Source organism: Phytohabitans sp. LZ39, assembly GCF_059359075.1.
On sequence record NZ_JCADBM010000025.1, the window covers coordinates 120,628 to 132,353 of the forward strand.

Annotated in this window: 7 protein-coding genes; 1 reads left to right on the top strand and 6 read right to left on the bottom strand. The window is 72.1% G+C overall.

Annotated elements, in window-relative coordinates; translation table 11 throughout:
- Nucleotides 1-15: 15 nt before the first annotated feature.
- The 3 genes from AC5L36_RS36820 to AC5L36_RS36830 all read right to left on the bottom strand — a co-directional run bounded on the left by AC5L36_RS36820 (nt 16) and on the right by AC5L36_RS36830 (nt 4,751).
- Entirely contained in the window at nt 16-726 is a 711-nt protein-coding gene (locus tag AC5L36_RS36820) for a YqeB family protein (RefSeq protein WP_441223429.1), read from the bottom strand.
- Nucleotides 727-919: 193 nt separating this feature from the next.
- Nucleotides 920-3,598, bottom strand: coding sequence for a cellulose binding domain-containing protein (locus tag AC5L36_RS36825; protein ID WP_441223430.1), 2,679 nt, complete (start codon nt 3,596-3,598; stop codon nt 920-922).
- A gap of 271 nt (nt 3,599-3,869) precedes the next feature.
- Entirely contained in the window at nt 3,870-4,751 is an 882-nt protein-coding gene (locus AC5L36_RS36830; RefSeq protein WP_441223431.1) for a LysR family transcriptional regulator, read from the bottom strand.
- Between the two features lie 79 nt (nt 4,752-4,830).
- Here AC5L36_RS36830 and metE point away from each other — a divergent pair, with 79 nt between their 5' ends.
- Entirely contained in the window at nt 4,831-6,954 is a 2,124-nt protein-coding gene (metE, locus tag AC5L36_RS36835) for a 5-methyltetrahydropteroyltriglutamate--homocysteine S-methyltransferase (RefSeq protein ID WP_441223432.1), read from the top strand.
- Here metE and AC5L36_RS36840 read toward each other — a convergent pair.
- From AC5L36_RS36840 to AC5L36_RS36850, 3 genes are all read right to left on the bottom strand, one after another.
- Nucleotides 6,951-8,153, bottom strand: a complete 1,203-nt coding sequence (locus AC5L36_RS36840) for a cysteine desulfurase-like protein (protein ID WP_441223433.1) — start codon at nt 8,151-8,153, stop codon at nt 6,951-6,953. The two genes, metE and AC5L36_RS36840, sit on opposite strands and share 4 nt — an antisense overlap.
- A 25-nt stretch (nt 8,154-8,178) precedes the next feature.
- Nucleotides 8,179-8,778: a dihydrofolate reductase family protein gene (locus AC5L36_RS36845; protein WP_441223434.1), complete on the bottom strand. Its 600-nt coding sequence runs from the start codon at nt 8,776-8,778 to the stop codon at nt 8,179-8,181.
- 94 nt (nt 8,779-8,872) lie between these two features.
- On the bottom strand, nt 8,873-11,665 hold the full coding sequence (locus AC5L36_RS36850) for an AfsR/SARP family transcriptional regulator (RefSeq protein WP_441223435.1): 2,793 nt from the start codon (nt 11,663-11,665) through the stop codon (nt 8,873-8,875).
- Nucleotides 11,666-11,726: the final 61 nt, after the last annotated feature.

Below are 11,726 nucleotides of genomic sequence, written 5' to 3' on the forward strand. Positions count from 1 at the left end.
CGGGATACCCCCTGCTCAGCCACTGGTCGGGTGGGTGCGCCGCCAGTACTGCCGCTTGGCCTCTTCGCGCACGACCACGCCCAGTTTGGCGAGCTCGGCCCGCAGCTCGGCGATGTCCGTTTTGTTCCCGTCCTCCAGTGCCTTCGACCGCGCCTTGAGCAACGCGCCGGCGCTGCCCGGCAGCTCCGGGTCGTCCGGCACCCACCGGCGGAACTCGTCGCGGTACGGGTCGCCCGCCGCCGACCACGGGTAGCCGTGAGCGATGAAACCGTCGCGCAGCCGGTCGGCGCCGAGGTCGAAGCCCTCGCGGGCCAGCTCGTCGGCCTCCACGCCGAGCAACACCAGCTGCTTGCGGTCGATGAACACCGTCCGTACACGGGCACGGTTGATCTTTTGTTTGGTGTCACCACGACGGAGGGTGACCTCAGAATCGGTGATCCGCACGACGAGCGTCTCCATCGCCCCGATGACCGCGAGCACGAGCCCCACCACCGCGCCGGCCGCGAGGCTGACGATCGTGGCCAGCGGCTCGTTGTCGGCCACCGAGGCGATCCACTCGACGATTCCGTCGAAGGGCACCCACGGCAGCTCCGCCAGCCAGCCGGCGAGCGCCTGGAGCAGCCACCCCGCCCCGGCACCGGCGAGCGGCAGGCCCACCCACATCAGGCCAACCGCCCACGCCGGTTCGGAGACGACGGTCTCGTGACGCCGGTAAACCGCATCCACCGTGCCTACCCCCGCTCCGTCGCTCGGCGCTCGTCCGCCGTCGGGGTCAAGGCCCGTAGCCTCGCAACTCCCGCTCATGCGCCCAGCCTGCCCAGCAGCCGGGCGTACGCGCGTCAATCCCGGGTCGAGACGACGACCGACTTTGGTCTAACCCTGGGGCCGGCGAGCGCCGGCCCCAGGATTGACGGAACCGTCAGCTCACCGAGCAGGCCGAGCCGTTCAAGGTGAACGCCGCCGGGCGCGCGTTGGTGCCCGTCCAGCTGGCGATGAACCCGAAGCTGGCCGACCCGTTCGGCGCGATCGTCCCGTTCCAGGCCTCGTTTCGCGCGGTCACCGTGGCGCCGCTCTGGGTCCGCGTGGCGCCCCAGATCTGCGAGATCTGCTGGCCGTTCGCGAACGACCACACCAGGCTCCAGCCGTTGACCGCCTGGCTGCCGGTGTTCGTGATCTTCACGTCACCCTGGAAGCCGCCGCCCCATTGACCCGTGACCGCATACGTCACCGCGCAGCCGCTGCCCGTGGGGGGCCCGCTGGTCGGGGGCGTCGTGGGAGGGGTCGTCGGCGGCGTCGTGGGAGGCGTGGTGGGTGGGGTGGTCGGTGGCGTGGTGGGCGGCGTCGTTGGCGGGGTGGTCGGGGTGCCGCCGGTGCGGTCGGCGTAGAGGACGCCCCGCCCGTTGGTGCCGAGGTACACCCGCCCGTAGATGCGCGGGTCGCCGGCGAGCGCCTCGCCCATGTTGCCGTACTGGTGGGCGTTGTCGTTGATCCGCAGCCAGGTGCCGGCGGTGTCGTCGGACCGGTACACGGCCTTGACCCCGTCCACCGTGCCGACCAGGAAGAGCGCCTGGTACGACTGCCCCGGAGCGGCTTTCCCGAAGGCGACGTTGACCGCCTCGGTGACGTTGGAGATCTTGGTGAAGCTCGTCCCCGAGTTGGTCGACCGGAACAGGCCGGTGCTGCCGGCCAGCCAGATGTCACCCTCGCGCCCCGGCACGGCCTTGAATTTCACGCCGGTGGTCGGCAGGCCGGTGGCAGCCGCCGTGAACGACTGCCCGCCGTTCGTACTGACGTAGAAGGTGCCGTTGCTGACGCCGTAGAACTTGTCCGGGTTGACCCGGTCGGCCTCGACCACCGCGTTCGCCGGGATGCCCTGCGACTGCGACCAGCTGTTGCCGTACCCGACCGAGTAGACGACCTGGATCCCCGCGTCGCCCGGCGCCCACACGAAGCGGCTGCCGTTCGCCGCCGCCGCGACCGTGCCGCCGGAGTTGACCCCGCCCGGCTCGGTGCCCTGGAACCAGTTCGCCCCGCCGTCGGTGGAGAACGCGACGTGGCTGTCGTTCGGGCGGTCGGAGTCGGTGAAGTTGCCGGACCGCACCATGACGCTCGGGTTGGTCTCGGCGTAGTCGAGGCTGGTCGTACTGGTGAAGTACGGCTGCTGGAACATCATCGGCGGCACCGCGTCGAGGTTGGTGTGCCGGAAGCCGCCGATGTCACCGAGCCCGCTCACCAGCGGCGCCCCTGACGGCGGGCTGATCAGGTCGAGCACCGCCGTCTCCTCCAGCCCCTTCACCATCGGCCGGATGGTCACCGTGCCGCCGGTGTCCCAGTTCTTGAGGTTGGTGGCGCCGTAAATGGTGGCGCCGGTGCCGTACATGAAGCGGTTGCCGTCGAAGGGGTCGATCTCGACGGACTCGTTCATCCAGCCCAGCTTCGGCGTCTCCTCGGGCGGCTGCGGGTTCGCGCCGAGCGAGAGCCACGGCACCGACGTGATGTCCATCGTGTACCGCTTGGAGCGGTTGGGGTATGACGTAAAGTCCCAGATCCGGGTCCAGGTCGCGCCACCGTCGGTGCTGCGGAAGAAGATCGCGTCCGGCCACCAGGAGATCTGGGTGGCGACCATGATGGTGTTCGGGTTGGTGCGGTCGATCGTCAGGCCGCTGTACCCGAAGTAGTCGTCCGTGCTGCTCGACGGGATCGGGCTGATCTGCGTCCACGCGCCGGTGGCGGTGTTGTACTTCCACACGTCACCCTTGGCGCCGTCGTACGGGCCGCCGGTGTCGCTGGTGGCGATGTAGAGGAAGCCGCCGGTCGTGTCGAGGACGCCCTTGTGCGCGATGTACCCGGTCGGCTGCCCGGCGACGCGCTCCCACGAGGTGCCGCCGTTGGTCGTGCGGTACACGGTGTTCTGCTTGTCGGCGACGCCCACGTAGATGGTCTGCGTCGCGTTGCCGGAGGTGCCCGAGCGCTTGTCGAACGTCACCCACACGATGCCCTGGTTGTCGCCCTGGTACACGTCGCCGGGCACCGCCACGTAGTTGCCCGCGTTGGGGAAGTTGGTGACCTTCGCCCAGGTCACGCCGGAGTCGGTGCTGCGCCAAAGGCCGTTGCCGCTCGGCGCGCCGAGGTAGAGGATGCTGTTGCGGTTGGGGTCGACGGCCAGTCGCTCGCCCATGCCCCGGCCCGGCATGTTGCCGCCGAGCTTGAAGGGCAGCGCCGTCTCCGCCCACGTGTTGCCCTTGTCGCTGGAGCGCAGGATCGCGCCGTTGTTGGGATCCCAGTCGTTCGTGTACATGCCGGCGGCCACGTACACCTTGTTGGTCTGCACCGGGTCGGTGGCCATGCTGACGACGCCGTTATACCCCCAACGGTCCCAGCCGTACTTGTCCAGCAGCGGGATCCACGACTGGCCCGCCTGGTCCCAGCGGTAGGCACCGCCGATGTCGGTGCGCGCGTATATGAGATTGCGCTCGGTCGGGTTGAAGATGATGCCCGGCACGAACCCGCCGCCGTCGATCCGCACGTTCTTCCAGTTGTACGGGTCGGAGGCGGCGGCCGACGCGGGCGTCGAGGTGCTCACGGCCACCTGGGTCACGACCGCCGCCACACCGGCGGCAAGGACCGAGGCGAGGGCGCCGGCGATGGTTCTCCGGGGCCCCCGGGGAGACGTGGAGCGATGCGGAGCGTCTTTTTGGGGTGGGTTTCGCATTGAGGGCTCCTAGAGTGACGCACGCTGCCCCCGAGGGAGGCGTGCGAGTGTCGAGAGAGGAAGCTGCCCAGGCCTCCGCCGGCTCCGTCGCAGAGATTCACACAGCGAGTAGATGGCTGTCAATAGTTTGGCGTCTCAACTAACACCCTTTGTGCGATCACGGCACGCGGAGGATCTGGCGGGCCGCCTGCACCAACGCCATCAGCTCGGCCGACGCCCGTTCCGGGGCCCACACCAGGCCGTACGTCATGCGGAGCTCCCCGGCGTCGATGGGGATGAAGTGCACGTCCGGCCGGCGTACCGTCTCGACGAGCAGGTGGGGTGCGGCCAGCAGGCCGCGTCCGGCGGCGACGAGGTCGAGGGCCGCCGGTAGATCGTCGAGGTCGCCCACGACGGCGGGCGAGCGCAGCCGCGGCGCGAGCGCGTGCCACACGCTGCCCGGCGGCCGCAGGCGGGGCAGCAGCACCGCGGGCAGCTGCTCCAGTCCCAGGCGGGTGGCCGTCGCCAGCCGGCTCCGCGCCGGCACGGCCACGTGCGTCACGGGAACGTGGAAGCGTGCGGTCATCGCCACCCCGGTGGGAAACGGCGTGCTCATGAACGCCGCCGCGGCGCCGCCCTGCGCCAGGTCGGTGGTCGCGGCGCTCCAGCCGGCCCGGCGCAGCTCCACGTCGATCGCGGGCGAGCGTTCGGCCAGGCGCCGCACGACGCGGGCGGCGAGGCCGCCGACGAGGGGGCAATAAGCCAGCCTGACGGGGCGCCCGACCGGCTCGGCGAGCCGCGCCGCCTCGGCCGTGAACGCGGCGGCGTGCGCCAGCATCGCCTCGGCGTACGGCAGCAGGACCTTGCCCGCGTCGGAGAGCGCGACCTCGCGGCTCGTGCGGTCGAAGAGGCGCACGCCAAGCGTGCGCTCAAGGCGGGCGACGGCCTGGCTGACCGCCGGCTGGGTCATGCCCAGGACGGCCGCGGCCCGGGAGAAGCTCAGGTGCTCGGCCACCCGCACGAAGCAGGCGACCTCGCGTTGCGGCGGCCCCGGATCCACACCCCAGTATGGCCAGGAGATCGATAAGCAGCGGCTATAGACGGCCCGGAGACCCCCGTCCGGAGGCAGGATCGCCTGCGTGCTGACGCATTCGACAATCCTCGGGTATCCACGGATCGGGCCGCGCCGGGAGCTGAAGCGGGCGCTGGAGGCGTACTGGGACGGGCGGCTCGGCCGCGACGAGCTCGACCGGGTGGGTGCCGGCCTGCGCGCCGACACCTGGCGCCGGCTCGCCGCGCTCGGGCTTGGCGCGCTGCCTTCCAACACCTTCTCCGAGTACGACCACGTGCTGGACACCGCCGTGCTGCTGGACGCCGTGCCGGAGCGTTACCGGGCGGCCGCCGACCCCTACTTCGCGATGGCCCGGGGCGCCGACGGGCTACCGCCGCTGCGGATGACCAAGTGGTTCGACACCAACTACCACTATCTGGTACCGGAGATCGGCCCGGATACGCCGCTGCGGCTCGCCGGGGACAAGCCCATCCGGGAGGTACGGGAGGCGCGGGCGCTCGGCTACGAGACCCGACCGGTGGTGGTGGGCCCGGTCACGTTCCTGCTGCTGTCCGAGTCCGCGCCGCTCCACCGCCTCGACGAGGCCGTGGCCGCGTACGCGGACCTGCTCGCCGCGCTCCGTGCCGAGGGCGTCGAGTGGGTGCAGCTGGACGAGCCGGCGCTGGTCACCGGCGCGGGCGCGGCCGAGGCCCGGCGGGCGTACGAGCGGCTCGGCGCGCTCACCAACCGGCCCAAGCTGCTCGTCGCCTCGTACTTCGGCGAGCTCGGCGAGGCGCTGCCCGCGCTCGCCGCCACCGGCATCGAGGCGATCGGCCTCGACCTCGTGCGCGGCGGACCCGTCGATCCGGCCGCGCTGGGCGGCAAGACGCTCGTGGCCGGCGTCGTCTCCGGGCGGGACGTGTGGCGCACCGACCTCGACGGCGCCCTGCACGAGCTGTCCCGCTACCCAGACGTGGTGGTGAGCACCTCCTGCTCGCTGCTGCACGTGCCGTACGACCTGGACGCGGAGACCGACCTCGACCCGGCGCTGCGCGAGCGGCTCGCCTTCGCGGACCAGAAGGTGGCCGAGGTGGTGGCGCTCGCCGACCAACTGGCCCGAGGCTTCACCGGCGCGGCACCAGCGCCGAACCCCGCCGCGAAGACGACACCATCCACTCTGGACAGCCGGGCACCGTACGAGGAACGGACCGTCCATCTCGGACTGCCGGAGCTGCCGGTGACCACGATCGGGTCGTTTCCGCAGACCGGTGAGCTGCGCGCCGCACGGGCCGCGCTGGCCGCCGGCACGCTCGACGAGCCCGGGTACGAGCGGCTCATCGAGGCCGAGATCGAGCGGGTGATCCGCCTACAGGAGCGGCTCGGCATCGACGTGCTCGTACACGGCGAGCCGGAACGCAACGACATGGTGCAGTACTTCGCCGAGCACCTGGACGGATTCGCCGTCACCCGCCACGGCTGGGTGCAGTCGTACGGCTCCCGCTGCACCCGCCCGCCGATCATCCACGGCGACGTGCGCCGCACCGCGCCGATCACCGTGCGCTGGACCCGGTACGCGCAGTCGCTGACCGAGCGGCCGGTCAAGGGCATGCTGACCGGGCCGGTGACGATCGTGGCCTGGTCGTTCGTGCGGCGGGACATCCCGCTGCGTGAGGTGGTGGGCCAGGTCGCCGAGGCGGTGCGCGAGGAGGTGCGCGACCTGGCCGCCGCCGGCACGTCGATCATCCAGGTGGACGAGCCGGCGCTGCGCGAGCTGCTCCCGCTGCGCCGCGACCGGCAGGACGAGTATCTACAGTGGGCGGTCGCGGCCTACCGGCACGCCACCTCCAGCGCCGGCGACAACACCCAGATCCACACCCACCTCTGCTACTCGAACGCCAGCGAGGTGGTCGCCGCCATCGACGGGCTGGACGCCGACGTCACGACGATCGAGTCGGCCCGTTCCGGCGGGCGCATCCTCGGCGCGCTGGACGGCTTCGGCCGGGGCCTCGGCCCGGGTGTGTACGACATCCACTCGCCCCGGGTGCCCGGCGCCGGCGAGGTCGGCGACCTGCTCGACGCGGTGCTCGAGGTCGTGCCCGTGGAGCGGGTGTGGGTCAATCCGGACTGTGGCCTCAAGACCAGGACGTATCCGCAGGTGGAGGCCGCGCTCACCAACCTCGTCACGGCCGCCCGCCAGCGGCGGACAAGCTAGCCGAGGGTCGCCACGCCGTCGAGGAGGCGGTCGACGTCGGAACGGTCGTTGTAGTGGACCAGCCCGGCCCGCACCGCGCTGCCCGCCTCCCGGATGCCGAGCGCGGCGGTGACCTCCCAGGCGTAGTTGTGCCCGTCCCACACGTTCACCCGCCGCCCGGCGAGGTGGGTGGAGACCTCGCGCGGAGTGCGCCCCGCGACGGTGAAGTACGCCGTCGCGGTGCGCCGCGCGGCCTTGCCGTACACGGTCACGTGCGGCATCGACTCCAGCCCGGTCAGCAGCGCGGCGAAGAGCTCCAGCTCGTACGCCTCGGCCGCGGCCAGCGAGGCGAGCAGCCGCTCCCGCCGGGTGCCGGTGGCGGTCGGGTCGAGCCCGGCGAGGTGGTCGACCGCGGCCACCACGCCGGCGAAGTCGGCGAACGGCGACGTGCCGGTCTCGAACCGCCCCGGCACCTCGTCGGCCGAGGAGGCGAGCTTGTCCGGGATCAGCGCGTCGAGCCGCGCCGGGTCGGCGACCACCGCGCCGACGTGCGGGCCCGACCACTTGTACGCGCTGGTGGCGTAGAAGTCGGCGCCGAGCGCGGCCGCGTCGGTGGGCCCGTGCGCGCTCGCGTGCACCCCGTCGACGTAGGTGACCGCCCCGGCCGCACGAGCCTTCGCGGTGATCGCCGGCACGTCCGGCCGGGTGCCGAGCACGTTGCTCGCGGCGGTGACCGCGACGAGCCGGGTGCGGTCGCCGATCAGCCCGTCGTACTGCTCGACGCCCAGCTCGCCGGTGGCCACGTCGACCTCGGCCCAGCGCACCGTCGCTCCGGCCCGCGCCGCCACCTGCACCCACGGCCGCACGTTGGCGTCGTGGTCGAGCCGGGAGAGCACCACCTCGTCGCCCTCGCGCCAGTCCCTGGCCAGCGCGTACGCCAGCCGGTACGTGAGCGTGGTCATGTTGGGCCCGAGGATCACGCCCGCCGGCACCCCGCCGACGAGGTCGGCCACCGCGGCCCGGGCCTCGGCGACGATCGCGTCCGAGCGGTGGCTGGCCGGGAACGCCCCGCCGACGTTGCCGATCCCCCGCCGGTACGCGCCGGCGATCGCCTGGATCACCGCTTCGGGCACCTGAGTGCCGGCGGCACCGTCGAGGTAGGCGTATCCGTCGGAAAGGGCGGGATAGGTGGCACGGACCACACTCACGTCGAAGGCCATGCCACCAGTCTCCCCGCAGAGCCGACTACTTCCGCACCACCCGGTACGCCAGGTGGGTCACGCCCTTCCCTTCGGTGACGGAGATCGGCCCCTCCAGGGTCACCGGCGCGTCCTTGATCTGGCCGAGCAGCGGGATGCCGGAGCCCAGAAAGACGGGCACGAGGTCGACGTGCACCTCGTCCAGCAGCCCCGCGTCGAAGCACTGGCGGGCGATCTCGCCACCGTTGACGCCGACCTCCTTGTCCCCGGCGATCTCCCTGGCCTTCGCGATAGCGTCCTCGAGGCCGGTGGTGACGAAGACGAAGTTCTCGTCGTCCTCCGGCCGGTCCTCCGGACGCTGGTGGGTGACCACGACGACCGTCTTGTCGATCGGATGGCGGCCACCCCAACCGTTGGTGATGTCGTAGAGCCGCCGGCCGACCACGAGCACGCCCGTGCGCTCGATGAGCTGCCGGAGGTGCTCCGCGCTGGCCGCCGAGACCTTGAACGTCATGTCCGGAAAGCCGGTCGGGACTTCCACGTCCCCCGCGCCATACCACGCGAAGAGGTGGTCGAAGCCGCCGTGGTTGGCGTCCGCGATGAAGCCGTCGAGGGACATCGTGGCGCCGGTCGTGACCTTGCTCATCGTTTCGCTCCTTGGTCGTATGAGGTCCTTCTACCAACGCGTCGACCGGTCCCGCGTGGATTCGACAACCTCTCCCAAGTTTTTTCTCAGCGCGTCAGGCGGCCGCCGTGTGCAGGGCCCCGATCGCCTCGTGTATCTGCTGGGCGCCCGGGTCGTCGTACTCCTTGAGGGTCGCCAGCGCGGTCTCCAGGAAGCTGCGGGCCAGCCCGCTGTGGCCGGCCTCCTGGAGTGTGGCACCCACGTCGACCATTACCAGCGCCTCGAACCGGCGGTTGCTGAGACCCCGGTACATGTCGATGGCGGCGCGGAACGCGCGCAGGGCCGGGCGCGGTTGACCCTGCGCGGCGTAGGCGCGGCCGAGGTGGTGGCGGTTGATCGCCTCGCTGTTCACTTCGCCGAGCTTGCCGTTGATCTCGCCGGCCTCCAGGTGGCATTCGATGGCCGCGTCGTAGCGGCCGGCCGCGTAGAGGGCCACGCCGAGGTTGTCCAGGTTGAGCGCGCAACCCCGTTCGTAGCCGAGGGACTCGTACATCTCCAGCGCCCGGGTGGCGTACCGGCGGGCGGTCAGGTGGTCGCCCCGCTCGCCGTAGATCGTGCTGAGGTTGCCCCACAGCATCGCCTCGCCGCGTACGTGTCCGGAGCTGCGGAACCGGTCGAGCGCGCCGCGGAAGTGGCGGAGCGCGGTGTCGAGGTCGCCCTTGAGCAGGCACATGTAGCCGAGGCCGTTGAGGACGTAGCCCTCGCCGGTGCGCTCGCCGGCCGCGCTGGCGGCGCCGAGCGCCCACTCGTGAAACTCGATCGCGTCCTGCCAGGGGATGCGGCGCTCGAAGAACGCCGTCATCGAGGTCAGCATCCGCCACGCGTGACCGCTGAAGCCGTTGTTGTCCGCCCACCGCATCACCGAGCGGATGTTGTCGTACTCCCGCTCGAACCACGCCACGGCGGCGGCCGCGTCCGCGAACTCGGGTGGCTCGACCTCCGGCTGGTACGGCGCCAGGTAGTCGCGGCGGCGGTGCGGAAGCATGGCGCTGTCGGCGGCCACGGCCGCGTGCAGGTACCAGTCGACCACCCGGCGCTCGACCCGCAGCCGCTCGGCCGGCGTCTCGTCCCGCTCGGCCTGCTCCCGCGCGTACCAGCGGACCAGGTCGTGCAGCTCGTACCGGTGCGGGCGGCGCTGCTGGAGCAGGTGGGCCGCGACGAGCTTGTCGAGCGCGTGCTTGGCCCGCCGCAGCGGCACACCGGCGAGCGCCGCCGCGGCGTCCGGCGAGATGTCGTCGGCCGGGTGCAGGCCCAGCCGGCGAAACATCGCCGCGGCCTCCGGGCCCAGCGCGCGGTACGACCAGGAGAGCGCCACCCACAGGTCGGTATGCGGGTCGCCCTCGCCGTCGCCGAAAACGTCGAGCCGGATCCGCTCGTCCATCAGCGCCTGTACGACCTCGGTGAGCCCGCCGGCCCGCTGTGCCCGCTCGGCCACGATGGCCAGCGCCAGCGGCAGCCCGTCGCACAGCTCCACCAGCCGGGTGGCCGCGTCGCGCTCGGCCGCGACCCGGGCCCCGCCGAACGAAGCCGCCAGCAGCGCCAGCGCCTCGTGCGGCGGCAACGGCCCGAGCGTGACCCGGTGCGCACCGTCGCGAATGGACAGTCCACGGAGCTGGTTGCGGCTGGTGACCACGACGAGGCTGTCCGCGCCCGGCAGGAGCGGGCGGACCTGGTCGGCGTCGCGGGCGTTGTCCAGCAGCAACAGCACCCGGCGGCCGGCGAGCACGCTGCGCAGCAGGGCGGTCCGCTCGTCCGCGCCGGACGGGATCATGTCGCTGTGCACGCCCAGGCCGCGCAGCAGCGTCTCGGCGGCGGCCGACGGCGTCATCGGCTCCCCCGGCCCGTACCCGCGAAGGTTGAGGTAGAGCTGAAGGTCGGGGAAGGCGCGGGCGACCAGGTGGGCCCAGTGCACCGCGAGCGTGGTCTTACCGATGCCGGGCGCGCCGTCGATCGCGACGATATGGGTGACCCGCCGCTCGTTTCGGGTGATCGTGGCCATCAGCCGCTGAAGCTGCGCCAGCTCCGCGCGGCTGCTGAAGTTGGCGATGTCGTGCGGCAGCTGGCGGGTGGCAACGCTCTCCGGCGGCGGGGCCTCGACCGGGGCCGGTGCGGCACCGTCGAGCAGCACGCCGCGGTGCATCTGCTGGAGCGCGTCGCCGGGGTCGATGCCCAGCTCGTCGGTGAGCACCCCGCGCACCTCCTGGTACGCGTCGAGCGCCTCGGCCCGCCGCCCGCAGCGGTGCAGCGCGTCGATGAGCCGCAGCCACAGCGACTCCCGCGTCGGGTACGTGCGGACGAGGTCGCGCAGCTCGGCGACGAGGTTGCCCGGGTTGTCCACCCGCATCTCCAGGTCGATGCGGCGCTCGGTCGCGCTGAACCACTCGTCGCCGAGGCGAGGCACCACCTCGCGGTCGAGCCAGCTCGACTCCATGTCGACGAACGGCCGTCCGCGCCACAGGGCGAGCGCCTGGCGCAGCAGGCCCAGCTCCTCGTCGGGCGCATCGGCCGCACCAGCCTTGCGCAGCAGCTCACGAAACGCCCACAGGTCGATCGCCTCCGCCGGCACGGCGAGCTGGTAGCCGCCGGGCGCGGTCTGGATGACGTCGTGCCCGAGCAGGCGGCGCAGCCGGGCGACGTAGGTGTGCACGGTGGCACGCACCCGGGCCGGCATCCGCTCGGGCCAGACCTGCTCGGCGAGCGTGTCGGTGGGCACCGAACGCCCCACCGAGACCATCAGCGAGGCCAGCAGCACCCGCATGCGGCCGGCCGGGATCACCACCGGCCGGCCGGCGTCGGTCACCTCCCACGGCCCCAGCACCTGGAAACAAACGTCCACGCCCCTGCTCATCGTCCCCCCTAGATGATGCGGCCCCAACCCCTCTACACGATTTGGGTCCGGCCGGCGTTGC